We start from the raw sequence: 24,661 nt of genomic DNA on the forward strand, positions 1-24,661 counted from the left end.
CGCCCGGAGTGATCCGGGCGGGCCGGTTGAACGATCTCTGCCCGGACGCCCGCGGGGGAATCAAAGGTCAGGCGTTTAGACAAGGGTCACAGCTCGCCGAACTTCAAGCGGCAGGCCGCGGGCCGAACAGTGGGACATGCCTAACCTGAACCAATCGGCCGTGCGCGGCCGACGTAGCTTCCTGGCCCTGCTCGGCGCGGGCGCGGCCGCCCTCGCGGTGGCTGCCTCCACGAGCCTGTCGGCGCCCGCCATGGCCGCCACGACGCCCGTCACCGACACCGGCACCGACCTGGCGGGCTGGACCACCGTCGTCGGTGACGGCATCTACGCGGCGGCCGGCCAGGCGCCGGTGAACGCGGCCGACATCACCACCGAGCACCGCGGCGCCGACTCCCGGCTGCGCTCCAACATCCTCAACCGCGGGATCATGGCGCACAACATCACGTACAAGCCGGTCGTCGACGCGTCCATGATGACGCTCGTCCACCAGGCCAGCTACTCCTTCCAGATGCCGTTCGTGCCGTCCACGGCCGGCGGCCCCCGCAACGCCCAGACCGTCGAGGGTGGACTGTTCGTCTGGGACGGCGCGAACACCCGCTACGACTACGGCACCGCGTTCCAGTGGGTCCTCAACCCGTGGGACGCGAACTTCGGCAAGATCCGCGTGTGGACCGGCAGTTCCTGGTCGGCGGCCGGCTACCTGAAGCCGGACACGGCCTGGCACCAGGTCTCCTTCCTCGTGGACCCGAGCGGCCAGCGGGTGGAACTGTCCATCGACGGCACCCAGATTCCGGCGCCGTTCTCCCGGACGACCAAGAACGGATGGGGCACCGAGGTCGCGGCGCGCCTGCAGGCCGAGGCGATCTCGCTCTGGCCGGGGTCCACGGCGACGTGGGGCCCGCAGCACGAGGTGCTGGTCAAGGACTGGTCCTGGACCCGGTCGTAGGCACCTGTTGATCTAATCAGGGTCGGTTCCCGCGTGGGGAACCGGCCCTGATGCTTTGTGCCGTCGGGCCGGAGCCGCCCGGCGTCCGCGTCAGTTGCGCAGGGTGTAGCTGGGTCCTCGAGGCTGGGTCAGGAGCGCAGCGTCTTGGCGGGTGGTTGGCCGTAGGCCCGGTGGTAGGCGGCGGCGAAGCGGTGCGCACGCGCGTACCCCCATCGGGCGGCGACGGCGGCGACCGTGGTGCCGTCGCCGGGCTCGGCCCCGTGCAGTTCCTCGTGCGCGCGGGCCATCCGGACCTGGCGCAGGTAGCCGATCGGTGTGATGTCGCGGTGGCGCCGGAACGCGTAGTGCAGCGTGCGCGGCACCACCCCGGCCGCGTCGGCGATGTCGGTCAGGGTGATCGGCCGGTCGGCGTTGGCGTCGATGAAGGCCAGTGCCTTACGGACCGTCGCGGGCGTGGCCGGATCGCGGGGCGTACGAAGCTCGGTGGTCATCGTGGTGTTCGGAAACGTCGTCAGCACGCTCGCCGCGACCAGCTGCTCGGCCGCGGTCCGCAGCAGCGGAGGATCCAGCGCACGGCTGTAGATGCCGGACTGTACGTAGGTCGCGGTGGTCAGCCACTGCCGTTCGGCCTCGGCCGACACCGGCGGCAGGGCGGTGAAGCGCACCTGCGCCCGGTCCAGCCCGGTGGTCTCCTCGGCCACCCGCAGCAGCGCGTCCAGGGTCACGCTGACGCTGGCGACTTGGTTGCAGTCGAACCAGCCGCGCAAACCGTAGGGCGGGAACAGCAGCGTGTCCCGCGCGCCGGCCCGTACCTCGCCGCCGGCCCACCGCACCAGGGCGTTTCCGGAGATCCAGTGTCCGATGGAGACGTGGGAGAGCGGCGGGCAGTCGACATCGACGGTCACCGCGGTGTACCGGGTCCGGACGAATTGGATACCGCCGAGGGCGCCGTACTCGCCGGCGAAGCTGGACCCCCGGGCCCGGGGACGTACCCGTTGCTCGTAATCGGTGTAGCGGGCGGCGATCCAGTCCCGGAACTCGTCGGGGTGGTGGGTGGCGAACCGGGCGATGTGCGGGGGCGGCCCGGCGCCGACCTCGTGGGGTGGGTCGGCAGGCTGGTCCGGCATGGCGCCTCCACGGGCGGCACGGTTCGGCGGCGAACCTCAGCACCGGTCTCGCCCCCGGTCGCAAGGACATATCCACCCTCGCATGCCCGGCGGGACCTGGAAAGCCGCCGCAGCTCGGAGGCGACCCACGGCGGCTTGGGGCACTTCGCCCTGTTTAGATACGCCGATGCCGTGGGACTCTGAGTGAGGTCCCGTCGCCGCGGCCGACCACCGCCCGTCCGGCTCGTCGATCCCCTGGGGGAGTCATGAGGCGCGATCAGCCACCGTTCCTGCTGTCCAGCGCCCACCGGCGCGTCGGCGCGACGGCAGCCCGCCAGCAGGCCGTCACGGTCCTGGGGGACTTCGACACCGCCCTGGCCGAGGTCGCCGTGCACGGCCGCTGGGACGCCGGCCTGAAGACCGTGACGGCCGAGGTCCTGTGCTCCTGCCTGGTCGCTCAGCCCGCCGGGGTCATCATCGATCTGCATGATCTGGGGGATCCGGCCGGCGCCAGTGCCGCGCTGTGGGGCGCCGCCCGCCTCTGGGGTGCTCACACTCCGCCGCCGGTGCCGGTGGTGGTGTGCCTGCCCACCGCGGCGCCACTGGCGGCGATCCTCACCCGGTGCGGTGCCCGGTGGGACGTGCCCGTCTACGCCTCGGTCCCGGAGGCCCGCGCGACCCTGCGGAATCGCACCGCTCCGGCCGACCGGCTGGTCCTGCACGTGGCCCCCGACGTCGAGGCCCTGCCGCTGGTCACGCAGACCGTCGGCGTCGCGTGCACCACGTGGCGGCTGCCCGCCCTGTCCCGCCCGGTCACCGCCGTGCTGACCGAACTGGTCGCCAACGCGATAGAGCACGCCCGCACCCACATCGACGTCGCCGTCACCCGCCACCCGACCGGCCTGCACGTGGCCGTCCAGGACCACGATCGCCGGTATCCGTCCCTGCCCCGCGACGTCGCGGGCGATCCCGGCGATCCCGCCCGTCGGGGCTACGGGCTGCGTCTGGTGCACTCCACCACGGCCGCCTGGGGGGCGCTGCCGACCCGCACCGGCAAGATCGTCTGGGCGACTCTCACGGCGGCGCAGGGCGTCACCCGCGCCCGGCAGAAGCCCAACCGGACCCCGCTCGGGCAGCGTCGCACCTAGGGCAGTGTTGACAGCCGCGCCATCGCCGCCTCGGCACCACCCAGGCGGTCGACGAGTGCGGGCGAGAGGTACAGCGATTCCACCGTGTGGTGATCGAGGCCGTTGAGCGTCGCCTGGGAGGACTTTCCCGCGTACAGGTGCAGGTGGAGGAGACCCAGGCTCTCCGGAATGGGCTCCCCGTAGCGCTTGGTCCCGGTGGCGCCGTCGTACGAAAGCAAGAAGGACGTGCCCCGGCCCACCGCCTCGGCCAGGTGCCGGACGAAGCAGTCGCGGTCGAGCCCGGCCATGTACCGGTGGTCGCGCGTGCGGGAGACCCCCTGATAGGGCGGATCCATGTAGACGACATCCCGGTCGGCCGCACCGAGCAGCATGTCCGGGTAGCCACCGGCGGCGGCGACCGTCGAGGGATTCAGCGTACGTGAAGTGCCGGTGATCCTGGCCCGCATGGTCTCGGGCTTCGCGCCCAGGCGGCGGTGATCGGCGCCCTGGTTGAAGGCACCGTCCCGGTTGTACCGGACGGCGGCCTTGACGCACCGCGCCAGCAGGTACAGCAGGAAATGGGGCTCGCCGGTGGCGTTGAACTTCGCGCGAATCTCGTCGTAGTAGGCGCGCGGATCCGTGTGCTGCTCATACCAGAGACGCTCGTAGTCGTCCGCCAGCGCGGCGGGCTCCTCCAGTATCCGGACCCACAGCGCGATCAGTGGCTCATTGATGTCGCCGATCCGGGCCGCGCGCGGAATGCCCACATGCTGCGCGGCGATCGTGATCGCCGCCGAACCGGCGAACGGCTCGACGAGCGTGTCGGTGTCGGAGGGCAGCAACGGGACGATCGCGTGCGCGAGTTGGCGCTTGCTGCCCTGGTAGGGGATCGCATGGGGCACGTTCCCGAGCGCGGCGAGTCGCCGGGGCGGCACGGCGTTACCCATCACGCCGGTCAGTCTGCCGCACCGGGGGAAGCTTTGGTCGCGCCGGCGCGGGCCGCGCAGCGTGTCCTCGTGAGCGCTGCAGCCCCTTTGTCCCGATTCATCCACTACGTCAGTGGCGGTCGCCGACCGGTCAGCGCATGCCGTCGGCCACCCCGGCGGGCACGGGTGTCGAACGGCTCAGGGCAACTGCTTCAGGGTGCGCCGCCACGGCCGATGGAGGAACGGATGCATGGGAGGGGTGAGCCTTGGAACACGGCATGACCGGCGCCGAGCAACTGTCGGCAGCCCTGCTGGAGGTCGAGGACTCCATCGTCTGGGACTTCGAGACCGGCCTGGCCACCGCCACCGGCCTGCAGCGGCAGGCCGAGGAGCTGGGCGACGACATGCTCGTCGCCCGCGCCCGCCTCTGCCGGGCGAACCTGCTCATGCGTACGGGCGACATCGCGGCGGCCGCCCGCCAGGTCTACGAGATCCACGACTGGGCGACCACGCACGGCGATCGCCGGCTGCGCTCGCGTACCCATCTGGCCTGCGCGAACGTCGAGCGGCTCTTCGGCGACCTGGCCAAGAACCTGGAACACACGCTGAGCGCGGTCGAGCTGCTCGACGAGACCGCCACCCCGTTCATGCAGGTGTGGCACCGCACCAAGCTGGCCGACGCGCTGGCCATCACCGGCGCGATGGACGCGGCCCGGCCCCGGTACCGCCAGGCCGAGGAACTCGCCCGCGAGCTGGGCATGCCGCAGCGGCTGGCGATCCTGCTCAACAACTGGGCGTACGCCGAGTACGCCGCCGACGAGTTCCCCCGCGCGCAGGAGGTGGCCGCGCGGCTGCAGGAGCACGCCGCCGCGCACGGCATCGACCTCGACCCGACGGCACTGGACACCATCGGCGCGATCCAGATCGGCAACGGCCAGTACGCGGAGGCCGAGCAGACGATGCTGAAGTGCATCGAGCTGCACCACGCGGGTCAGTGCGACGCCGCCGACGACCTGGCCGACTACTTCCTCACCCTGGCCCGGGCCCAGCGCGGGATGGGTGCCACCGACCGGGCCCAGACCAGCCTGGACGCCTCCCGGGAGCTGTGCGTCGAACGCGAGCTGCACGAGGTCCTCGTCCGGGTGCACCAGGAGCAGGCCGAGCTGCACGGCGCGCGGGGTGAGTTCACCGAGGCGTTCGAGATGTACAAGGTCTTCCACGCCGCCCACGAGAGCCTGCGCGCCCGGCAGCGCGAGGCCCAGGCGCAGACCCGGCAGGCCATGTTCGAGACCGCCGAGGCGCGCGAGGAGGCCGAACGCTTCCGCGAGCAGGCCCGCCGCGACCCGCTGACCGGCCTGCGCAACCGCCGCTACGTGAACGAGGAACTGCCCGCCCTGATCGCGGCCGACCCCAACCTCACCGTGGCCATCGTCGACCTGGACTTCTTCAAGCGGATCAACGACGAACTCTCCCACGACGTCGGCGACCGGGTGCTGGTGCAGGTCGCGAAGCTGCTGGAGACGGAGCTGGCGGCGGTCGCACCGGACGGGTTCGTGGCCCGGCTGGGCGGCGAAGAGTTCCTCCTGGTGCTGCCCGCGACCCCGGTCCCGGCCGCGACCGACCGGCTCGACGACATCCGGCGAACCGTCCGTGCGTACGGCTGGCGGGAGATCACCGGCACGCTGCCCGTCACGATCAGCATCGGGGTGGCCGGCGTACACGAGGCCCCCGACCTCAGTCAGCCGGCCCTGCTGTCCACGGCGGACCGCAACCTCTACATCGCCAAGCGGACCGGCCGCGACCGCGTCGTCTCGGCGCAGGCGCGGGAAGCCCGCAAACGTACGTACCGCGACCTCGACGCCGCCTGATCGGCGTCAGGCGGTTTCCGGACCTGGTCCGGACACCGTGGCGACCTCGGCGGGCGCCGCCGTCACGGGCAGGACCCGGCCGCGCTGGGCGGCCACCAGCCCCGGTCCGGCCTCGACCAGGCCACCGTTGCAGAGGCAGTCGATCATCTCGAAGCCGTCGCAGGCCGGACAGACGACCCAGGTGGACGCCGCGTGCGCCGCCACACATTCCGGCGCCCCACACCAGCGACGCCCACACCACAGACAGACCTGAGCGAAGTTGAGCCGCAACGGCTTCAGCTCCATGCCATCGGGATCGGTCGAAATCCGATCGAGCCACATCGTTCTTCCTTCCGGAAGGTTGCCCCGATTCACCGATCCATCGGGCCCAACCCGGTAGACAGTGCGCTTCGTTGTGAGGCGTCCCCGCGATGTTCTTCGGAGAAGGGCAATCGTACGTTCTTCTCCGGAGAAGAATCAACGCCGCACGAGATTGGATCTCCGGAGAACAGTTGGGGAGGATGAGCGGCATGGAGCGACTGCCAGATCTCGACCCAGCCGACCCGCGCCCAATCCACCAACAGATCGCAGCGCGCGTGCGTGAGGCCATCGAGAGCGGAGTGCTCCAACCAGGCGACCGGGTGCCGGGCGAAAACCTGCTCATGACGCGGTACGCGGTGTCGCGCTGGACCGCTCGTGAGGCACTCGCCCTGCTCGCCAACAGCGGGCTCATCACGAAGGTGCCGAAGGTGGGCACGTTCGTACGCGACCAGCGACGGCTGCAGCGCAAGCCCCGCCGGTACCGTCGACAGCGCGGCACCGCCGAGTTCGCCACCGAGGCACGGGCCGCCGGTCTCCATCCAGACATCGAGGCGGACAGCCGGGTCGTCGAAGCGGCCGAGGACATCGCTGCACGCCTGGAGATTCCGGCGGGGACCGAGGTGATGAGGACGGAGTACCGGTTCCTCGCCGACGGGCGGCCAATCCAGCTCGCCACGTCGTTTGAACCCTTCGACCTCACGCGTGACACACCGATCGAGCGCCCTGAGGAAGGTCCGCTTGCCGGGACCGGGGTCATCACGCGAATGGACAGCATCGGCGTCGAAATCACGCGAGTCGCCGAGGAAGTCTCCACCCGGCTGCCTTCGCCAGGCGAAACCGAAGCCCTTCGTGTCCCCAGCGGCGTACCCGTCTTCTGCATCCACCGCACCTTCAGCACCGATCAGCGTCCGGTGGAGATCGCCGACATCGTCATCCCCGGCGATCGCTACGCCCTGACCTACGAATTTCGTGTCACTGAGGACGACGACCCGGTCACCCTCTAGTAAGGAGTCCAGGTCAGCGGTGCAGGGTGTCGGAGGGTGGGCAGCCGTAGGCGGCGCGGTAGTAGGCCGCGAATCGGCCCAGGTGGGCGAACCCCCACCGGTGCGCGACCGCCGCCACCCCGGTACGCGTCGGGTCGGCCGCTCGCAGCTCGTCGTGGGCGCACGCCAGACGTACCTGCCGCAGGTACCCCATGGGCGTGGTGCCCACCTGCTCGCTGAAGCCCTGTTGCAGCGTCCGTACGCTGACCCCGGCGCTGCGGGCCAGCGCACTCAGGGTGAACGGCTGGGCCGGGTCGGTATGGATCGCGTCGATGGCGCGACGTACCGGCGCCGAGCGTGACGGCGTCGCGGGCTGGTGCAGCGCCTCCCGGTCGGGATGGTCGGCGGTCAGCAGCAGCCCGCGCAGCACCGCGTCGGTCAGGGGCTGCATCACCATCGGATGGGTGGCGAGACCGTCCGGCCTCGTCATCTCCTCGGCGAGGCTGCGCACCAGCCGCGCCCAGCTGCGTTCCGCGGGACCGGTGAGGTCCAGGCTGGGGCCGAACCGGATCGGCCCCTCGACGGCGCGGCCCAGCAGCGCGGACAGGGCCGTCTCCAGGTCCCGCTGCTCGATCGCCACCGTGTAGGTCAGGGTCGCACCGGCGGAATCGGCATGGATGTCGCCGACCGGCTGGTGGACCGCCGCGGTGGTCGTACTGATCTCGGTGTCGATGCCGCGGTGGCGCGACCGCATCCGGCCCTCCCCCGCGAACCCGACGGTGTATCCGCCCTGCAGGTCCGGCACGGCAACCCGCACCGCGAGGTTGTGGTAGGCCCGGTTGACCCGCAGAGGCCCGAACCCGAGCTGCTCGTACCGGCACCGGTACGGCCGCCCCGCGGACACCACCGCGATCTCCACCGGGAGCAGCGCCTTCTCGATCATCGCCCGCGCCTCGTCCACGTCCTCCGTTTCGAAGGAGTTGAAAACTACAGTGGACGACGGATGCATCCGCCGATTATCGGTCGGCCAGGTTGCGAGAACCAGGGTGCCGGAGCGCCGCGGCGGCGCCCTCGATCACACCCGGAACTGGCCGACCAGCGTGTGCAGTTCGCTGGCCAGGCGAGACAGCTCCTCGGCCGTACGGTTGGCCTCGCTCACTCCGGCCGTGGTGTTCTGTGCCACCTCGGCGACCCCGGCGATGGTCTCGGTGATGTTCGTGGTCCCGGCGGCGGCCTCGCCCACGTTGCGGCCGATCTCGCTGGTCGTGGCGGTCTGCTCCTCCACGGCCGACGCGATCGTGTCGGAGTACGTGTTGATCCGTTCGATGACCGCGGCGATCTCCCCGATCGCGCTGACCGCCGCGTCGGTGTCGGTCTGGATCGCCTGGATCCGCTGGGAGATCTCCTCGGTGGCCTTGGCCGTCTCCTGGGCGAGGTCCTTGACCTCGGAGGCGACCACGGCGAAACCCTTGCCCGCCTCGCCGGCCCGGGCCGCCTCGATGGTGGCGTTCAGCGCCAGCAGGTTCGTCTGTTCCGCGATCGACGTGATCACCTTGACGATGTTGCCCACCTCGGTCGAGGACACACCCAGCTTCGCGACGGTCGCGTTGGCGGCCTGGGCCACCTCGACCGCGCCCCGGGCGATCTCCGCCGCGTCGGTGGCGCTGCCCGCGATCTCACGGATCGAGGCGGTCATCTCCTCGGCGGCCACCGCGACGGTGTCCACGTTCGCCGAGACCTGCAGGGCCGCCGACGACACCAGCTCAGCCCGCGAGCTGGCCTGCTCGGCGTCGACCGCCATCCGGGCGCTGACCGAGGCCATCTGCTGGGCCGTACCGGCCAGGCTCTGGCTGCTGCCGCCGATCTGGCCGATCGTGGCCCGCAGGGTGCCGGCGGCCCGGTCCAGCTCACCCGCCATGATGCCGATCTCGTCCGCCGCGTCCGCGTTCGCCGAGCACGTCAGGTCGCCGTCGGCGATGTTGCGGATCACGCCCGACAGGGCCCGCACGCGCCGGGACACCCCACGCGCCACCAGCAGCCCGAAAACCGTCGCGAGGGCGAGCCCGACCACCAGGATCACCACCGTCACGGTGCGCGCGGTCGTGTACCGGGCCCGCGCGTCGGCGGCGGCGGCGGTCGCCGCCTCGTTCTCCTCGAGGAGGAGAAAATCCAGCTCGGACATCGCCGATTCGGCGACCGGGTTGAGGGAATGGTCACGGATCGCCGAGACATCGAATTTGTTGCGGCTGGACGGGATGAAGTTCGTGTCCCGCACCGTGCGGTAGCGCTGCCACGCCGCCACCAGCAGGTCGAGCCGGGCGCTGTTGACGGTCGTCTTCCGGTACTCCGCGACGTCCTTGTTGAAGGTCACGTCGCCGGCCTTCATGGCCTGCTCGTACTGGGTCATCGCGGAATTGCTCTTGGACAGCGCGTGGTTCAGCACCAGAGAGCGCATGTCGCCGATGTCCACGGCGATCCTGCCGAGCTGCTGACTGGGGACTACGCTTCGGGAGTACATCTGCTGGGCCAGGGTGCTCAGCCGCGACATCTGCACGATCGCGAAGATCCCGACGCCCGCGCCCACAACCGCCAGCACCACCACGATCAACATGATCTTGTGGTACAGGGGGCGGTTGAGGATGAAGCGGGTGATCACCCCCGGTCGCTTACCGGGCTTCTTTGCGGCGGCGGCAGTCATAAGCCTGGACCTCATCGGGGAAATGAACAGTGTCGGCCCTCTCATCGGTCGTGACGGCGCGTTCTTGACCACTGTGCGTGGGTGAGGCGGTGGCGAATGAGCCGGATCCGGCCGGTTGATCACCGACCCCCGCCGTCACCCGGCCGGTCCATGCGGGTCCCACGTCCGGGTGACGCCTGCAGGGTGTACGGCGGATCCGGGTGCAGGATGGGGTTTCCGCTCGGTTACTGGGGTGGGACTGATCGGGAGGGTGCGGATGACGAGCCCGTTTGGAGTGCGTAAGCACGACGACGGTGACGGGGTCGCCCGGCTCGTGGTCCGTGGAGAGATCGACAGTGACGTCAGCGCCGCACTCACCGACGCCATCGCCGGCACCGTCGGGCAGCCGGGGGTCACCACCCTCGTCATCGACCTGCGGCAGGTCTCGCTGCTGGCGGCCGCGGGCGTCCGGTCCCTGCTCGAGGGGCATGTCGCGGCGTCCCGCCACGGATGCGCGTACCAGGTGGTGAACACCCACGGGATCGTCGAGCGGGTGTTGCGGGTCGCCGGGGTGATGGAGCTGCTGGGGGTGACCTCCGCCCCCGCGCGGGCGCACCGTTGAGCGCCCCGCGCGGGAAGGGACCGGTCAGGCCGCCGCCGCTTCGAGGTCGGCGCGGGTGAGCAGGGCCCGCAGCATGATGCCGGCCTTGGCGAGCGCTTCGGTCCCGCCCTCCTGCCGGTCGATGACGCACACCGCGTGGTCCACGTGGGCGCCCAGCCTGCGCAGTTCCTCCGTGGAGATCACCACCTGGCCACCGGAGGTGACGACGTCCTCGACGACGAGCACCCGCCGGCCGGCGACCTCGGCGCCCTCGGCCAGCCGGGCCGTGCCGTACGCCTTGGCCTGCTTGCGCACGAACGCGCACGGCAGCTTGGCGTGCCGGCCGAGCGCGGTGACGACCGCGATCCCGCCCATCTCCAGGCCGGCCAGCACCTCTGTGCCCTCGGGGATGAGGACCGCGAGCCGCTCGGCGAGCCGGTCGAGCAGCTCGGGGTCGGACTCGAACTGGTACTTGTCGAAGTATTCCGTGGCGGTTCGGCCGGAGCGCAGGACGAATTCGCCGGTCAGCCGGCTGACGTCGCGTACCTGCCGGGCGAGGTCGGTGTCGGTCATGAGGTCACAGCCTGGCAGGCGCGGCGAACGACCGCGCATCCGGGGCGCCCGGCGGGTCGGCGCGGACCATGGTCACCCCGGCGGGCCGCCCGGCGGACGGTCACCCGAAGGCGTACTTGCCCCGGACCGCCCTTGCACCTTGTCCTGTTTAGAGTAATTTGCGACCCATAGACGATGAGGCCCTGAAAGGAGTGTCGTGACCCCCTTCGCGTTTCTGTTCGTCATCGCCCTCGCCGGGTCGTCGTGTTTCGCGCTCGGCCGCGCGCTGGGCCGCGGCGAACGGTACGAGAAGGGATACCGTGACGGATTCCGCGACGGCGAGACCGGCTCGCTGGCCCGCGCCGCCCGGCTGATCCAGCTCAACAACCGCCCGGCCGTGGCCCCACCGCTCGAGTCGTTGGTGCTGCCCCACCCAGTGCCGCACCAGCTCCCTGCGCGCGGCGTCGGACCGGCGGTCGTGGGCGTCCCGGCCCGCCCACAACTGGCCCTATAGGCCCGCCCGCAGCCGGCGCTACGGGCCGCCCGCAGCCGGCGCTACAGGTCGGCGGCCAGCAGCTCGGCGATCTGCACCGTGTTGAGGGCGGCGCCCTTGCGCATGTTGTCGCCCGTGACGAAGAGATCCAGCGCCCGCGGGTCGTCGATGGCCCGGCGGATCCGTCCCACCCAGGACGGGTCCGTGCCCACGGCGTCGATCGGCATCGGGAACTCGCCCGCCTCCGGGTCGTCGACCACGATCACCCCGGGCGCGTGCCGCAGTACGTCGCGGGCGCCGTCCGCGTCCAGCTCGGCCGCGAAGACCGCGTGCACGGCGATCGAGTGACCGGTGACCACGGGCACCCGTACGCAGGTGGCCGACACCTTCAGGTCGGGCAGGCCGAGGATCTTGCGCGACTCGTTGCGCATCTTGAGTTCCTCGGACGACCAGCCCCACTGGGCCAGGTCCCCGGACCACGGCACCACGTTGAGCGCCAGCGGCGCCGGAAAGGGGCCGAGGTCGTCGCCGACCGCCTGGCGCACGTTGCCGGGCCGCGAGCCGAGCGCCCGGTCCCCGGCCACCTTGCTGAGCTGGTCGTGCAGGACGTCCACGCCGATCTGCCCGGCCCCGGACACCGCCTGGTACGACGCCAGCACCAGCTCGCGCAGGCCGTACTCGCGGTGCAGCGGGGCGATCGCCATGATCATCGCCATGGTGGTGCAGTTGGCGTTCGAGACGATGCCGCGCGGCCGGTGCTCCAGCACCTCCTGGTTGACCTCGGGCACCACGAGCGGGACGTCGGGCTCCATCCGGTACGCGGCCGAGTTGTCCACCACGACCGCACCCCGGGCGACCGCGACCGGCGCCCACTCCAGCGACACCTCGTCGGGCACGTCGAACATCGCCACGTCGACGCCGTCGAACGCCTCCGGGGTCAACTCCCGCACCACCAGGGACTCGCCCCGGCAGGTCAGCTCCCTACCGGCGGAGGAGGCGGACGCGATGAGCCTGATCTCGCCCCAGACGTTGCGCCGCGACGAGAGCAGTTCGAGCATGACCGTGCCGACGGAGCCGGTGGCTCCGACGACCGCGAGCGTGGGCGCCGCCACGATCAGCGCACTTCTGCCATGCCGGGCCTACCGTCCGGTGCCGGCGTAGACCACCGCCTGCTCGTCGCCGCCCAGCTCGAACTGCTCGTGGACCGCCCGCACCGCGGTGTCGAGGTCGGTGTCGCGGCACACCACGGACACCCGGATCTCCGAGGTGGAGATCATCTCGATGTTCACCCCGGCCTCACCGATGCAGGCGAAGAACTGCGCGGCCACACCCGGGTGCGAGCGCATGCCGGCGCCGATCAGCGACACCTTGCCGACGTGGTCGTCGAAGAGCAGGCTCTTGAACTTGATCGAATCCTGGATCTTGTTCAGCGCCGCCATCGCGCCCGGGCCGTCGGCCTTGGGCAGGGTGAAGGAGATATCCGTACGGCCGGTGCCCTCGGTCGACACGTTCTGCACGATCATGTCGATGTTGATCTCGGCGTTGGCCACCGTGTTGAAGATGCGGCCCGCCGCGCCCGGCTCGTCGGGCACCCCGACGATCGTGATCTTCGCTTCGCTGCGGTCGTGGGCCACACCGGTGATGAGCGCCTGTTCCACGGAAGGATCCTCCATCGATCCGGTGACCAACGTGCCTGGCTTGCTGGAGTAGGACGAGCGTACGTGGATCGGCACGCCGAACCGGCGGGCGTATTCCACGCATCGCAACATCAGCACCTTCGCCCCGCCCGCGGCGAGCTCCAGCATCTCCTCGTAGGTGATCTTGCCGATGTGCCGGGCGTTCGAGACGATGCGCGGGTCGGCGGTGAAGACGCCGTCGACGTCGGTGTAGATCTCGCAGACGTCCGCGCGCAGCGCCGCCGCCAGGGCCACCGCGGTCGTGTCCGAACCGCCGCGGCCGAGCGTGGTGATGTCCTTGGTGTCCTGGCTGACGCCCTGGAAGCCGGCGACGATCGCGATCGCACCCTCGTCCAGCGCGGTACGCAGCCGCCCCGGGGTCACGTCGATGATCCGGGCCTTGCCGTGCACCGAGGTGGTCAGCACCCCGGCCTGCGAGCCCGTGTACGAGCGCGCCTCGTAGCCCAGGTTGTGGATCGCCATCGCCAGCAGCGCCATCGAGATGCGCTCGCCCGCCGTGAGCAGCATGTCCAGTTCCCGGCCGGGGGGCAGCGGGCTGACCTGGTTCGCGAGGTCGAGCAGGTTGTCGGTGGTGTCGCCCATGGCGGACACGACGACGACCACGTCGTGGCCCGCCTTGCGGGCGTCCACGATCCGCTCGGCCACGCGCTTGATGCGCTCGGCGTCGCCGACGGAGGAACCGCCGTACTTCTGCACCACGAGCCCCACGGCGAACGACTCCCTCCAGCGGCGTACGTGCGGGCGCCGCCGGGGTCGGCGGCGCCGTTCAGGTCCGGACCAGCCTAGCCGCGGCCGTCTCACACTTCGACAGGCGATCCCAGAATCCGGCCGTCGGTACGACACGCCGGGGACGGATCCGCCCGTACGGCCGGGGTTACGGCCCCCGGAGGCGAGAATGTCGCGGTGCGTCCCACCCCCGTTGTTCGGCGCGGTTTGTCCGCGTTGACCGCCGCCCTGCTCGCCGTCGGCGTCACCGCCTGCGGCGGCGACGCGGCCCCGGCGACGCCGCCCCCGAGCCCCTCGGCGCCCACCGAAGCGCTGCCCGACCCCGGCGCCGCACGGGCCGACCTCGCGGCGCGCGCCGCCCTGGCCCAGGACCACCGGTACGCGGCGCTGTACCGGTACACCGCGCCCGGCCAGGCCCCGCGCGACATCGTGGTCACCGTGGCGACCGACGGCAGCTGGCGGGTCGACATCCCCGGCGGGGCGCTCGGCGGCACCGCGGACGTCTCGATCGTGCAGACCGCGGCCGGGTTGTACCAGTGCTCGCTGCCGTCGCCGACCCAGCCCGTGGTCTCCTCCTGCGTACGCCTCGGCGACCCGGGTGACCGGATCCCCCGCCCGTACGATCCGAAGGTGCAGCGGGTCTTCCGGCAGTGGCTGAGCGTCTTCACGGACCGCCGCGCCGCGCTCTCGGTGACCCCGGCCAGCCCGCTGACCGGTGCGCGGGGCCGGTGCTTCGCGGTGGACACGATCTCGGCGTCGCTGAACGCCACCTTCGACGTGGGGATCTACTGCTACGCCGACGACGGGCTGCTCACCGCCGCCCGGCTGGGCTTCGGCCAGATCGTGCTCACCGGCGCGCCCGCCGCCCCGCCGCCCCGGGTGCAACTGCCCGGACCGGTACGCGCCGGCGACCCGCTGGGGATGGCCGCGCCCCCGCCACCCCCGTCGATCCCGCCGAGCCTCGTTCCGTCCAGGTGAGTGGGCGCTCAGCCAACACTGTCGAGTGAACGGTCGGGGTCCCACGATCCGGGCGTAGAGTTAGCGATGACCGAATTGATCACGTAGGGTCATCTGCGACATGTGGTATGCGCTCCTTCTTCGCTGCCGCGACGAGGCCCCATCCCTGGCCGGCACCTCGTCGCGGAGTTGACGCGCGCCGGTCGGCCGTTGGCGTTTTCCACCTCGCACCCGCTGACCTGAGGAGCACACCCATGTCGTCCGACGTCTCCGATGATCCGATCGCCCGGCAGCGCCCCAGCGCGATGCCGTTCCACCGCTATCGCCCGTACCTGAATCAGTTTGCCGTTGATCTGCCCGACCGCCGCTGGCCCGGCCGCCGGATCGAGGCCGCACCCCGCTGGTGTGCGGTGGACCTGCGCGACGGCAACCAGGCCCTGATCGACCCGATGTCGCCCGAGCGCAAGCGGCGCATGTTCCAGCTGCTGGTGCAGATGGGCTACAAGGAGATCGAGGTCGGCTTCCCGGCCGCCAGCCAGACCGACTACGACTTCGTCCGCCAGCTCATCGAGCAGGACCTGATCCCGGACGACGTGACCATCCAGGTCCTGGTGCAGTGCCGCGAGCACCTGATCGACCGGACGTTCGACTCGCTGCGCGGAGCCAGGCGCGCGATCGTGCACTTCTACAACTCCACGTCGATCCTCCAGCGCCGCGTGGTGTTCGGCCTGGACAAGGACGGGATCACGGACATCGCCACCAGCGGCGCCCGGCTGTGCCAGAAGTACGCGGAGATCTACACCCCGGACACGGAGATCTTCTACGAGTACTCCCCCGAGTCGTACACGGGCACCGAGCTGGACTACGCGCTGGAGATCTGCTCGAAGGTCATCGACGTCATCGACCCCACCCCGGCCCGGCCGCTGATCATCAACCTGCCCGCCACCGTCGAGATGGCCACCCCCAACGTGTACGCCGACTCGATCGAGTGGATGCACCGCAACCTGCCCCGCCGCGACAGCGTGGTGCTGAGCCTGCACCCGCACAACGACCGTGGCACCGGCGTGGCCGCCGCCGAGCTGGGCCTGCTGGCCGGCGCCGACCGGATCGAGGGCTGCCTGTTCGGCAACGGCGAGCGCACCGGCAACGTCGACCTGGTGACGCTGGGGCTGAACATGTTCTCCCAGGGCATCGACCCGATGATCAACTTCTCGGACATCGACGAGATCAAGCGCGCCGTCGAGTACTGCAACCAGCTCCCCGTCCACGAGCGCCACCCGTACGTGGGTGACCTGGTCTACACGTCGTTCTCCGGCTCGCACCAGGACGCCATCAAGAAGGGCTTCGGCGCCCTGCAGGCCGACGCGGACGAGGCCGGCAAGCGGGTGGACGACTTCGAGTGGGGCGTGCCGTATCTGCCGATCGACCCGAAGGACCTGGGCCGCAACTACGAGGCCGTCATCCGGGTGAACTCGCAGTCCGGCAAGGGCGGGGTGGCGTACATCATGAAGGAGGAGCACAAGCTCGACCTGCCGCGGCGGCTGCAGATCGAGTTCTCCGGCGTGGTGCAGCACGTCACCGACGTCGAGGGCGGCGAGATCTCCCCGCAGCAGATGTGGGACATCTTCGCGGCCGAGTACCTGGTCGACCACCAGGAGTTCGGCATCGTCGGGCTGGAGCGCTACTCGACCGCCACGGTGGACGGCAAGGTCGAGATCGATGCCGAGGTCATGCACCGCGGGGCGCGGCGGGCGCTGCTGGGCGTCGGCAACGGCCCGATCGATGCGTACGTGCAGGCGCTGAAGCCGCTGGACGTGCAGGTCCGCGTGCTCGACTACCACGAGCACGCGCTGTCCTCGGGTGGCGACGCCCAGGCCGCCGCGTACGTCGAGTGCGAGGTCGGCGACACCACGGTGTGGGGTGTCGGGCTGGACGCCAACATCGTCACCGCCTCGATCAAGGCGCTGACCAGCGCGGTCAACCGGGTCCGCTGACCACGGCCACAGCGGCGGCACGCAGCAATGGTGCGTGCCGCCGCCCTCCACGCCGTACTGGCAGCCACACCCCCCCAGATCTTGAAGACATCAGGCGAGCACCTGACCCGAAGTCCTCAAAGACCTACAGCACGACGGCGAAACCGGCCCGGGGCGACGGCGAAACCGGGCGACGGCACGGTCGCGTAACCGGGCGACGGCGCGGCGGGGTCATCGGGCGATGGCGCGCCGAATGGTCCCGGCAAAGGTGACGATGCCGACCAGTCGGGCGTCGCGCTCATACGATGGCCGCGTGTCCCCCCGCGCCGTCATCCCCCGCGCTGCCCTCTCGATCGCCACCGTCGCCCTTGTCATCGGCGCCATCAGCGGCTGCACCGTCACGCCCGGCAATCCGGCCGCCGGTGATCCCGACTCGACCGGCCGCGCGCCCGGGACGGCGAAGGAAGCGGCGCAGCAGCTCGACGCGCTCACCGTGGCTGCCCCGGGCTCGATGCGCGGCTACAGCCGGGCAAAGTTCCCGCACTGGCAGTCGACCGGCGCCAACTGCGACGTCCGCGACTCGGTCCTCAAGCGCGACGGCACCAACGTCAAGACCTCGGGGTGCAACGTCGTCGGAGGCAGCTGGACCAGCGTGTACGACGGCAAGGTGATCGACACGCCGGCCCAGGTCGACATCGACCACGTCGTACCGTTGGCCAACGCGTGGCGCTCCGGCGCGTCCGCGTGGAGCACCCCGCAGCGGGAGCAGTTCGCGAACGACCTGGACGACCCGCAGCTCGTCGCGGTGTCGCAGGGCTCCAACCGGGCGAAGGGCGACCAGGATCCATCGACCTGGAAGCCTCCGGCCCGCGAGAACTGGTGCGAGTACGCGCAGGATTGGGTAGCGGTGAAGAGTCACTGGAAGCTGACCGTCACCTCGGCCGAGAAGGCCGCCCTAGCCGACATGCTGGAGACCTGCTGATGTCCGACCCGGCCAACCCCGCCGCCACCCCTGCCAGCCCGACGACCGCCGCCAGCCCAGCCACCGCCAGCCCAGCCACCACCGCCAACCCAGCCACCAGCGCCAGTCCGGCGCCAACCGCCGACCCCTCCGCGACTGCCAGCCGGACCGCCGACTTCACCGCCGGACCCGGCGGTGTGATGACCGACGAGGTCGGCGTCGTCACCGGCGACCTGACCCTGCGCACCGAATTGTCAGGCGACGAGGTCACCCTGCACGTGCAGTACAAGGACGCCGACGAGTGGTACGTGATCACGGGCGGCCGCACACGCCTGAGCGACCCGGCCGACCTCCCCGCAGTGCACGCGATCGCACTCGGCCTGCTCCACCGCCCACAGGGCTAACCATCTGCGGGCGAAGTACCCCGCCCGCTACCCCCTGACGAGCAAGCGGCTGCCAATCCCACCGGGGATCGGCAGCCGCAGCGCTAGAACGCGTCAGGCGGAGGCGCCCGCCGGGCTCCGCCCCTGCACGGCCTCCCCCTCGACCACCGGGAAGTGGCAGGCGGTCTGGTGCGACGCCGGGTCACCCGCGCGGGGCACCAGCGGCGGCTCCTCCGTCGCGCAGATCTCCTGCGCCTTCCAGCACCTGGTCCGGAACCGGCAGCCGGACGGCGGGTTGATCGGGCTCGGCACGTCGCCGGTGAGCAGCACCCGGTTGCGCTGCGCGCGATCGCGGCGGCTCGGGTCCGGCACCGGCACGGCAGACATCAGGGCCACCGTGTACGGGTGCCGCGGGCTCGCGTACAGGGCGTCCCGTTCGGCGATCTCCACGACCTTGCCCAGGTACATGACCGCGACCCGGTCGGAGATGTGCCGCACCACGGACAGGTCGTGCGCGATGAAGACGTACGTGAGGTCGAACTCGCTCTGCAGGTCGTCGAGCAGGTTGACGACCTGCGCCTGGATCGACACGTCCAGGGCGGAGACGGGCTCGTCCGCGACGATGAGCTTGGGCCGCAGCGCGAGCGCCCGGGCGATGCCGATGCGCTGGCGCTGGCCGCCGGAGAACTCGTGCGGGTACCGGTTGTAGTGCTCCGGGTTGAGGCCGACGAGTTCGAGCAGCTCCTGCACGGCCTTCTTGGTGCCCTGCGGCGTCGGGATCTTCTGGATCTGCAGCGGCGCCGAGATGATCGAGCCGACGGTGTGCCGCGGGTTCAGCGACGAGTACGGGTCCTGGAAGATCATCTGCACGTCGCGGCGGAACGGGCGCAGCGCGGCCGTGGACAGGTGCGAGACGTCCCGGCCCTCGAAGGTGATCCGGCCGCCCGTGGGCTCCAGGATCCGGGTGAACAGCCGGCCCGCCGTGGACTTGCCGCACCCGGACTCGCCGACCACGCCCAGCGTCTCGCCAGCGCGCACGGCCAGGTCGATGCCGTCGACCGCGCGCACCGCGCCGACCTGGCGCTTGAACAGACCCTTCGTGATCGGGAAGTGCTTCTGCAGGCCCGTCACTTCGAGCAGGTTCTCGCTCATCGTCTTGTCACTCCCGCTCACAGGTTCGGCGCCACGTCGCGCTGGAAGAGTTCCCAGCGCTGCTCCGGCGACAGGTGGCACGCGGCCGCGTGGTGACCGCCGCGCAGCACCGGCACCTCGGTGAACGACCGGTCGCCGTTCAGCCCGGCGTATGGGCACCGCGGGTGGAAGGCGCAGCCCGAGGGCAGGTTGATCAGGCTGGGCGGCGAACCCTTGACCGGGTTCAGGCGCTCACGCAGGTCACGGTCGAGGCGAGGCATCGACCCGAGGAGACCCCACGTGTACGGGTGCTGCGGCTGCTCGAAGACGGCGTGCGCCGGACCGCGCTCGATGATCTTCCCGCCGTACATGACGATGACGTCGTCGGCGAGCTCGGCCACGACCCCGAGGTCGTGGGTGATCATGATGACGGCGGAGCCGAACTCCTCCTGCAGGTCCCGGATGAGGTCCAGGATCTGGGCCTGGACAGTCACGTCCAGGGCCGTGGTCGGCTCGTCCGCGATGAGCAGCGACGGGTCGTTGACCAGCGCCATCGCGATCATCGCGCGCTGGCGCATACCGCCGGAGAACTGGTGCGCGTAGTCGTTGAAACGCCGCTCGGGCTGCGGGATGCCGACCCGGGCCAGCATGTCGATGGCGCGGGTACGCGCCTCCTTCTTGCTGGCCTTGGGGTTGTGCACCCGGTACGCCTCGACGATCTGCGACCCGACCGTGAAGTACGGGTGCATCGCGCTCAGCGGATCCTGGAAGATCATCGACATCTTGCCGCCGCGCAGGTTGCGCACCTGCTCGTCGGTGGCCGTGACCAGCTCCTGGTTGTCCAGCCAGATCTGGCCGGACACCTTGGCGTTGCTGCGCGTGCGGTGCAGGCCGAGGATGGCCAGCGACGTGACGCTCTTGCCGGAGCCGGACTCGCCCACGATGCCGAGGGTGCGGCCGCGGTCCACGGCGAACGAGGAATCCGACACGGCCTTGACGATGCCGTCGTCGGTCTCGAACCGGACCATCAGGTCCTTGATCTCCAGGTACGGGCGGCCTGCCTGGTGGGCCGGGCGGGCAGCGCCGGCCAGCGAGTCGATCGACATGTGGTCCTCCCCCTCAGCTCAGCCGCACGCGCGGGTCGATGACGCCGTAGAGCAAGTCCACGATCAGGTTGATGATGACGATGAAGAACGCGGCGATCAGGGTGACCCCGATGATGATCGGCAGGTCGTTGCCCCGGATCGCGGTGAGCGCCTGCAGGCCGATCCCGTGCAGGTTGAACGCGGTCTCGGTGAGGATGGCGCCGCCGAGCAGCGCACCCAGGTCCAGACCGAAGATGGTGATGATCGGGGTGAGGCCCGAGCGCAGCGCGTGCTTGCTGATCACCGAGCGCTCCCGCAGGCCCTTGGCCCGCGCCGTACGGATGTAGTCCTCACCCAGGGTCTCCAGCATGTTGGCACGGGTGAGCCGGGCGTAGGTCGCGGCGAACAGGAACGCCAGAGTGATCCACGGCAGGATCAGGCCGGACGCCCACTGCACCGGATTCTCCGTGAACGGGGTGTAGGCCGGATTCGGTAGCCACTCCAGCCAGTACACGAAGATGGCCGAGGAGAGCAGCGCGGTGAAGTAGATCGGCATCGAGACGCCCGCCAGCGCGGTGGACATCACCGCCCGGTCCAGCAGGCTGCCTTTTCGCAGCGCCGAGATGACACCGGCGCCGACTCCCATGATCAGCCAGATGACGGCCGCGCCGATGGCCAGCGAGATGGTGACCGGGAGGTCACCGAGCAGCTTGGGGGTGACCTCCTCGTCGGTCTTGAACGAGTACCCCATGCACGGTGCCGGGCAGTGTGTGACGTCCGGGCCGTTGGCGTAGTCGCGGCCCACGACGAGCCCCTTCAGGAACTTGCCGTACTGCACGATCACGGGGTCGGCCAGACCCAGCTTGGTCCGGATGCCCTCCACGGAGACCGCGTCGGCGGTCTTGCCGATGTAGAGCAGCGCCGGGTCGCTTCCGGTGATCTTCGGGACCATGAAGAAGATCCCGAACGTCACCAGCGTGACCACGAGCAACGTGAGTACGGCGTTGAGGAGGCGCCGAATGATGTATGCCAACACGACGTTCGGCCGAACAGCGGGCGGGCGCCGATCCTTGTGGGACCGACGCCCGCCCACTGCGGGCGGCCTTCACCTGCCCTTCGTTCTTCCCGGCACGTGCGTGCGGGCGGGGATGCTGCTACTTGCCGGCGCTGACGCCCAGGGCCTGGAAGTCCACCATGCCGAAGGCGTCGTGGACGTAGACGTTCGTCAGCCGCGGGTTGCGGTAGTTGAGCGCCTTGTCGAAGACGAACGGCAGGTAGTACGCGCCTTCCATGACCTTGGTGTTGATCTGGTTGTACAGGCCGTACGCCTTGGTCAGGTCGGTCTCCTGCGCGGCCTGGTCGAACAGGCCGTTGATCGCCGGGTCGTTGATCTCCGGCAGGTTGAAGTTGCCGTTCGGCAGGATGAACCGGCCGTCGACCAACGCCTGCAGGTAACCGGTACCGGAGGGCCAGTCGGCACCCCAGCCGGCGATCATGATGCCGTAGCCCTTCTTGTGCGCGTTGTCGGGCGAGCCGACGACGGACGCGATCTGGGCACCGTCGTACTGGTCGATCTTGGCGTTGATGCCGACGGTCTTGAGCGACGCCTGCAGCGCCTCGGCGGTCTTGATCTCGGCCGGCTTGTTGTTGCGGACCGCGATGACCGTGTTGAACCCGGTCGGCTTGCCACACGCCTGCAGGGCCGCCTTCGCCTTGTCGACCTGCGGCTTGCCCTGGGCCCGGCCGTACGGGTCGTACGACGGGTCCGCGCCACCGATGTTCGGGGGCAGCATGTTCGTGCCGATGTCGCCACCGGCCACCGGGCCACCCCGCGCGGCCTGCAGCGCGGTCGGGTCGGCGGCGTACATGACGGCCTTGCGGCACTCGACGTTGTCGAACGGCGCGACCTTCTGGCCGATCGCCGCGTACCGGATGAAGCCGGTGATCGGGGTGTCCGCGTTGGCCCGCAGGTTCGGGTCCTGCAGGATCTTCGCGCGGGCCGCGGCCTGCACACCGGTCTGGCCGACGTCGAGGTCCGCGGTGCCGGCGATCAGGCGGCTGTCCAGGTCATCGGCGTTGGTGGTGATCGTCAGGTTGATCGCGTCCGGCAGAGCCTTGCGGATCGTGTCGGTCGACTGGTCCCAGTTGGGGTTGCGGACCCACTTGACGCTCTTGCCCGGGTCGTACGACTCGATCATGTACGGGCCGGAGGAGGCGGGCTTCTTGCCGTACTGCGCGCCGGTGTCCCGCTTCTGCGGCACCGGGCCGGCGCCCGGCATGGCCAGCAGGTACGGGAAGTCCGCGAACTGCTTGGCCAGCTTGAAGACGATCGTCGAGTCGTCGGGCGTCTCGACGGACTTCAGACCCAGCTTGTTCGGGTCGGTGTCCTTGTACGGGCCCTTGTACTCGTGCTTCGGGTCGAGCAGGTCGATCAGGTACACCGGGCCACCGGGGACGACGTCCTGCGCGAACACGCGCTCCACGCCGTACTTGATGTCCTTGGAGGTGATCGGCGTGCCGTCGTCGAACTTGATGCCCGGCTTCAGCTTGAAGGTGTAGGTCTTCTTGTCCGCGCTGATCTCCGGCTCGGCCGCGGCCAGGTCGGGCTGGAGCTTCAGGCCGTCCTTGCCCACCGCGCCCGCGTAGTCCATGAGCTTGCGGGTGTAGAGCCGGTTGAGGTTCCACACGAAGGCGTAGTACCCGCGGACCGGGTCCCACGAGTCGGCGTCCTGGGCGCTCCAGAGTTCGAGCGTGCCGCCCTTGGCGGTACCCGGGTTCACGACCGAGGTCGTGGCCGCGTTGTATGCAGTCTTGCCGGTGGTGGTGGTGCTGCCGTTCTTGTCGCTGGACCCGCCACCGCACGCGGCGGTGGTGAGACCCACAGCGACGGCCATACCTGCAGCCGCCACCACCCTCGCCTTACTAGCCACCTGTCCTCCTAGTTTCTTGAACAGCGGAACCTCGCGGCGCCGCGGATCGTGCGATGGCCGCCGGCCCGGCGGTCACCGGGCCGGCGGTGTCACCGGGCCTTCGGGTCGAGCGCATCGCGCAGGCCGTCACCGAAGAGGTTGAAGGCCAGCACGGTAATGAAGATCATCATGCCCGGAACGATCATGTACATCGGGTCGGACTGGTACGTGGCGATCGCGTCCGACAGCATGCCGCCCCAGGAGGGCCACGGCGGCGGGATACCGACGCCGAGGAAGCTCAGCGCGGCCTCGGTCAGGATGTTGGTCGGGATGATCAGCGTCGTGTAGACGAGGATCGGCGCCGCCAGGTTGGGCAGCAGCTCCTTGAACAGGATCCGCGGCGAGCGGGCGCCGAGGCTCTTGGACGCCTCGACGAACTCGCGCTCACGCAGCGACAGCGTCTGCCCACGGACGATGCGGCCGATGTACGGCCAGCCGAAGAAGCCGATGACCACGACGAGGATGCCGACCCGCGACCAGCGGTCGCCCAGGCCGAACATCGTGTCCGGCAGCACCGAGACCAGCGCGATCGCGAACAGCAGCTGGGGGAACGCGAGGAGGAAGTCCATCACCCGGCTGATCGCCGAGTCGACCCAGCCGCCGAGGTAGCCCGCGGACAGGCCGAACAGTACGCCCAGCAGCGTGGAGAAGAAGGCGGAGAGGAAGGCGACCGACAGGGAGGTCTGCGCGCCGTACACGATCCGGCTGAACACGTCGCGGCCCGACGTCGGCTCGACACCGAGGAGGAAGTCCGAGCTGATACCGCCCCACGGGCCGATCGGCGTCCCGAACGTGGGGTCGATCTTGTCGATGTGGAACTCATCGATCGGGTGGCCGAACCACTTGGTCAGCAGCGGGGCGATCACCGCGATGAAGGTCAGGAAGACCACGACGACGCCGCCGGCCATCGCGACCTTGTCCTTCTTGAGCCGGCGCCAGGCGATCTGCTTGAGCGAACGACCCGCGATCGCCTTCTCGCCAGGCTCCCGCGCGGCGCCGTCCGAGGAGGTTAACTGCTCGGTGGTCGCCTCTGGGCCGATCGACATCTACGCCGGTCCTTCCCCGGCCACCGAAGCCCGGACCACAGCACCCGTCCGACTACGCCGCCGACCGGATGCGATGGCTCCCGCAGCGCCCGGCAACCGATCGGTTATCGCAAGCCTCGAGTGCCGACCCTCGAATCCCTGCCAGGTCCGGCCG

23 protein-coding genes are annotated in these 24,661 nt (G+C 70.2%); 10 read left to right on the forward strand and 13 right to left on the reverse strand.

The genetic code is table 11. The features are described 5' to 3' along the window. Window positions 1-160: 160 nt before the first annotated feature. A complete protein-coding gene (locus EV385_RS12300) occupies window positions 161-946 on the forward strand; it encodes a hypothetical protein (protein WP_130509592.1) in 786 nt (261 codons plus the stop codon). A gap of 128 nt (window positions 947-1,074) precedes the next feature. On the opposite strand, the gene EV385_RS12305 is transcribed toward EV385_RS12300, so the two are convergent. Beyond that, the gene (locus EV385_RS12305; RefSeq protein ID WP_130509593.1) at window positions 1,075-2,073 is read right to left on the reverse strand and encodes an AraC family transcriptional regulator; all 999 of its coding nucleotides are present in this window, start codon (window positions 2,071-2,073) and stop codon (window positions 1,075-1,077) included. A 245-nt stretch (window positions 2,074-2,318) separates the two neighbouring features. Between EV385_RS12305 and EV385_RS12310 the strand changes: the two genes are divergently transcribed. Continuing rightward, window positions 2,319-3,200: an ATP-binding protein gene (locus tag EV385_RS12310; protein ID WP_130509594.1), complete on the forward strand. Its 882-nt coding sequence runs from the start codon at window positions 2,319-2,321 to the stop codon at window positions 3,198-3,200. Here EV385_RS12310 and EV385_RS12315 read toward each other — a convergent pair. Next, on the reverse strand, window positions 3,197-4,126 hold the full coding sequence (locus EV385_RS12315; RefSeq protein WP_242625283.1) for a DNA adenine methylase: 930 nt from the start codon (window positions 4,124-4,126) through the stop codon (window positions 3,197-3,199). The two genes, EV385_RS12310 and EV385_RS12315, sit on opposite strands and share 4 nt — an antisense overlap. Window positions 4,127-4,383: 257 nt before the next feature. Between EV385_RS12315 and EV385_RS12320 the strand changes: the two genes are divergently transcribed. Further along, the gene (locus tag EV385_RS12320; RefSeq protein WP_130513266.1) at window positions 4,384-5,973 is read left to right on the forward strand and encodes a GGDEF domain-containing protein; all 1,590 of its coding nucleotides are present in this window, start codon (window positions 4,384-4,386) and stop codon (window positions 5,971-5,973) included. Between the two features lie 6 nt (window positions 5,974-5,979). Here EV385_RS12320 and EV385_RS12325 read toward each other — a convergent pair whose 3' ends face one another. Beyond that, window positions 5,980-6,294 (reverse strand): hypothetical protein, encoded by a 315-nt coding sequence (locus EV385_RS12325; RefSeq protein ID WP_130509596.1) that lies wholly within the window; start codon window positions 6,292-6,294, stop codon window positions 5,980-5,982. 179 nt (window positions 6,295-6,473) lie between these two features. On the opposite strand from EV385_RS12325, the gene EV385_RS12330 reads away from it, so the two are divergent. Further along, the gene (locus EV385_RS12330) at window positions 6,474-7,277 is read left to right on the forward strand and encodes a GntR family transcriptional regulator (RefSeq protein ID WP_165449450.1); all 804 of its coding nucleotides are present in this window, start codon (window positions 6,474-6,476) and stop codon (window positions 7,275-7,277) included. Between the two features lie 13 nt (window positions 7,278-7,290). Here EV385_RS12330 and EV385_RS12335 read toward each other — a convergent pair whose 3' ends face one another. Both EV385_RS12335 and EV385_RS12340 read right to left on the reverse strand, forming a co-directional pair. Continuing rightward, entirely contained in the window at window positions 7,291-8,265 is a 975-nt protein-coding gene (locus tag EV385_RS12335) for a helix-turn-helix transcriptional regulator (RefSeq protein WP_130509598.1), read from the reverse strand. A 66-nt stretch (window positions 8,266-8,331) separates the two neighbouring features. Continuing rightward, entirely contained in the window at window positions 8,332-9,954 is a 1,623-nt protein-coding gene (locus EV385_RS12340; protein ID WP_165449451.1) for a methyl-accepting chemotaxis protein, read from the reverse strand. 256 nt (window positions 9,955-10,210) lie between these two features. Here EV385_RS12340 and EV385_RS12345 point away from each other — a divergent pair, with 256 nt between their 5' ends. Beyond that, window positions 10,211-10,555: an STAS domain-containing protein gene (locus tag EV385_RS12345; RefSeq protein WP_130509600.1), complete on the forward strand. Its 345-nt coding sequence runs from the start codon at window positions 10,211-10,213 to the stop codon at window positions 10,553-10,555. 24 nt (window positions 10,556-10,579) lie between these two features. Here the strand turns inward: EV385_RS12345 and pyrE are convergent, their stop codons facing one another. Next, window positions 10,580-11,107, reverse strand: a complete 528-nt coding sequence (gene pyrE, locus EV385_RS12350) for an orotate phosphoribosyltransferase (RefSeq protein ID WP_130509601.1) — start codon at window positions 11,105-11,107, stop codon at window positions 10,580-10,582. 196 nt (window positions 11,108-11,303) lie between these two features. Between pyrE and EV385_RS12355 the strand changes: the two genes are divergently transcribed. After that, window positions 11,304-11,600: a hypothetical protein gene (locus EV385_RS12355; protein WP_130509602.1), complete on the forward strand. Its 297-nt coding sequence runs from the start codon at window positions 11,304-11,306 to the stop codon at window positions 11,598-11,600. Between the two features lie 41 nt (window positions 11,601-11,641). On the opposite strand, the gene EV385_RS12360 is transcribed toward EV385_RS12355, so the two are convergent. Both EV385_RS12360 and EV385_RS12365 read right to left on the reverse strand, forming a co-directional pair. Beyond that, a complete protein-coding gene (locus EV385_RS12360) occupies window positions 11,642-12,694 on the reverse strand; it encodes an aspartate-semialdehyde dehydrogenase (protein WP_130509603.1) in 1,053 nt (350 codons plus the stop codon). A gap of 24 nt (window positions 12,695-12,718) precedes the next feature. After that, window positions 12,719-13,984 (reverse strand): aspartate kinase, encoded by a 1,266-nt coding sequence (locus EV385_RS12365; RefSeq protein WP_130509604.1) that lies wholly within the window; start codon window positions 13,982-13,984, stop codon window positions 12,719-12,721. Between the two features lie 195 nt (window positions 13,985-14,179). Between EV385_RS12365 and EV385_RS12370 the strand changes: the two genes are divergently transcribed. The 4 genes from EV385_RS12370 to EV385_RS12385 all read left to right on the forward strand — a co-directional run bounded on the left by EV385_RS12370 (window position 14,180) and on the right by EV385_RS12385 (window position 18,297). Continuing rightward, on the forward strand, window positions 14,180-14,980 hold the full coding sequence (locus tag EV385_RS12370) for a hypothetical protein (protein WP_130509605.1): 801 nt from the start codon (window positions 14,180-14,182) through the stop codon (window positions 14,978-14,980). A 233-nt stretch (window positions 14,981-15,213) separates the two neighbouring features. Then, window positions 15,214-16,953: a 2-isopropylmalate synthase gene (gene leuA, locus EV385_RS12375; protein ID WP_130509606.1), complete on the forward strand. Its 1,740-nt coding sequence runs from the start codon at window positions 15,214-15,216 to the stop codon at window positions 16,951-16,953. Between the two features lie 253 nt (window positions 16,954-17,206). Next, on the forward strand, window positions 17,207-17,914 hold the full coding sequence (locus tag EV385_RS12380) for an HNH endonuclease family protein (protein ID WP_130509607.1): 708 nt from the start codon (window positions 17,207-17,209) through the stop codon (window positions 17,912-17,914). Continuing rightward, complete coding sequence (locus EV385_RS12385; protein ID WP_130509608.1) at window positions 17,914-18,297, forward strand: hypothetical protein; 384 nt, start codon at window positions 17,914-17,916, stop codon at window positions 18,295-18,297. The genes EV385_RS12380 and EV385_RS12385 overlap by 1 nt, the downstream gene beginning before the upstream one ends. A gap of 93 nt (window positions 18,298-18,390) precedes the next feature. Here EV385_RS12385 and EV385_RS12390 read toward each other — a convergent pair whose 3' ends face one another. The 5 genes from EV385_RS12390 to EV385_RS12410 form a co-directional block, all read right to left on the reverse strand. After that, complete coding sequence (locus EV385_RS12390) at window positions 18,391-19,428, reverse strand: ABC transporter ATP-binding protein (protein ID WP_130509609.1); 1,038 nt, start codon at window positions 19,426-19,428, stop codon at window positions 18,391-18,393. Between the two features lie 17 nt (window positions 19,429-19,445). Next, entirely contained in the window at window positions 19,446-20,513 is a 1,068-nt protein-coding gene (locus EV385_RS12395; protein WP_130509610.1) for an ABC transporter ATP-binding protein, read from the reverse strand. A gap of 13 nt (window positions 20,514-20,526) precedes the next feature. Beyond that, window positions 20,527-21,528, reverse strand: a complete 1,002-nt coding sequence (locus EV385_RS12400) for an ABC transporter permease (RefSeq protein ID WP_130509611.1) — start codon at window positions 21,526-21,528, stop codon at window positions 20,527-20,529. 118 nt (window positions 21,529-21,646) lie between these two features. Next, window positions 21,647-23,374, reverse strand: a complete 1,728-nt coding sequence (locus EV385_RS12405; protein ID WP_242624846.1) for an ABC transporter substrate-binding protein — start codon at window positions 23,372-23,374, stop codon at window positions 21,647-21,649. Window positions 23,375-23,511: 137 nt separating this feature from the next. Further along, the gene (locus tag EV385_RS12410; RefSeq protein ID WP_130509613.1) at window positions 23,512-24,507 is read right to left on the reverse strand and encodes an ABC transporter permease; all 996 of its coding nucleotides are present in this window, start codon (window positions 24,505-24,507) and stop codon (window positions 23,512-23,514) included. Window positions 24,508-24,661: the final 154 nt, after the last annotated feature.

The organism is Krasilnikovia cinnamomea (genome assembly GCF_004217545.1).
Classification (GTDB): Bacteria; Actinomycetota; Actinomycetes; order Mycobacteriales; family Micromonosporaceae; genus Actinoplanes; species Actinoplanes cinnamomeus.

What these genes read in the sequence shown, in the direction of transcription:
- EV385_RS12305 (WP_130509593.1), bottom strand. Translation starts at nt 2,073, where the DNA reads ATGCCGGACCAGCCTGCCGACCCACCCCACGAGGTCGGCGCCGGGCCG.
- EV385_RS12310 (WP_130509594.1), top strand. Translation starts at nt 2,319, where the DNA reads ATGAGGCGCGATCAGCCACCGTTCCTGCTGTCCAGCGCCCACCGGCGC.
- EV385_RS12315 (WP_242625283.1), bottom strand. Translation starts at nt 4,126, where the DNA reads ATGGGTAACGCCGTGCCGCCCCGGCGACTCGCCGCGCTCGGGAACGTG.
- EV385_RS12320 (WP_130513266.1), top strand. Translation starts at nt 4,384, where the DNA reads ATGACCGGCGCCGAGCAACTGTCGGCAGCCCTGCTGGAGGTCGAGGAC.
- EV385_RS12325 (WP_130509596.1), bottom strand. Translation starts at nt 6,294, where the DNA reads ATGTGGCTCGATCGGATTTCGACCGATCCCGATGGCATGGAGCTGAAG.
- EV385_RS12330 (WP_165449450.1), top strand. Translation starts at nt 6,474, where the DNA reads ATGAGCGGCATGGAGCGACTGCCAGATCTCGACCCAGCCGACCCGCGC.
- EV385_RS12335 (WP_130509598.1), bottom strand. Translation starts at nt 8,265, where the DNA reads ATGCATCCGTCGTCCACTGTAGTTTTCAACTCCTTCGAAACGGAGGAC.
- EV385_RS12340 (WP_165449451.1), bottom strand. Translation starts at nt 9,954, where the DNA reads ATGACTGCCGCCGCCGCAAAGAAGCCCGGTAAGCGACCGGGGGTGATC.
- EV385_RS12345 (WP_130509600.1), top strand. Translation starts at nt 10,211, where the DNA reads ATGACGAGCCCGTTTGGAGTGCGTAAGCACGACGACGGTGACGGGGTC.
- pyrE (WP_130509601.1), bottom strand. Translation starts at nt 11,107, where the DNA reads ATGACCGACACCGACCTCGCCCGGCAGGTACGCGACGTCAGCCGGCTG.
- leuA (WP_130509606.1), top strand. Translation starts at nt 15,214, where the DNA reads ATGTCGTCCGACGTCTCCGATGATCCGATCGCCCGGCAGCGCCCCAGC.
- EV385_RS12380 (WP_130509607.1), top strand. Translation starts at nt 17,207, where the DNA reads ATGCCGACCAGTCGGGCGTCGCGCTCATACGATGGCCGCGTGTCCCCC.
- EV385_RS12385 (WP_130509608.1), top strand. Translation starts at nt 17,914, where the DNA reads ATGTCCGACCCGGCCAACCCCGCCGCCACCCCTGCCAGCCCGACGACC.
- EV385_RS12390 (WP_130509609.1), bottom strand. Translation starts at nt 19,428, where the DNA reads ATGAGCGAGAACCTGCTCGAAGTGACGGGCCTGCAGAAGCACTTCCCG.
- EV385_RS12395 (WP_130509610.1), bottom strand. Translation starts at nt 20,513, where the DNA reads ATGTCGATCGACTCGCTGGCCGGCGCTGCCCGCCCGGCCCACCAGGCA.
- EV385_RS12410 (WP_130509613.1), bottom strand. Translation starts at nt 24,507, where the DNA reads ATGTCGATCGGCCCAGAGGCGACCACCGAGCAGTTAACCTCCTCGGAC.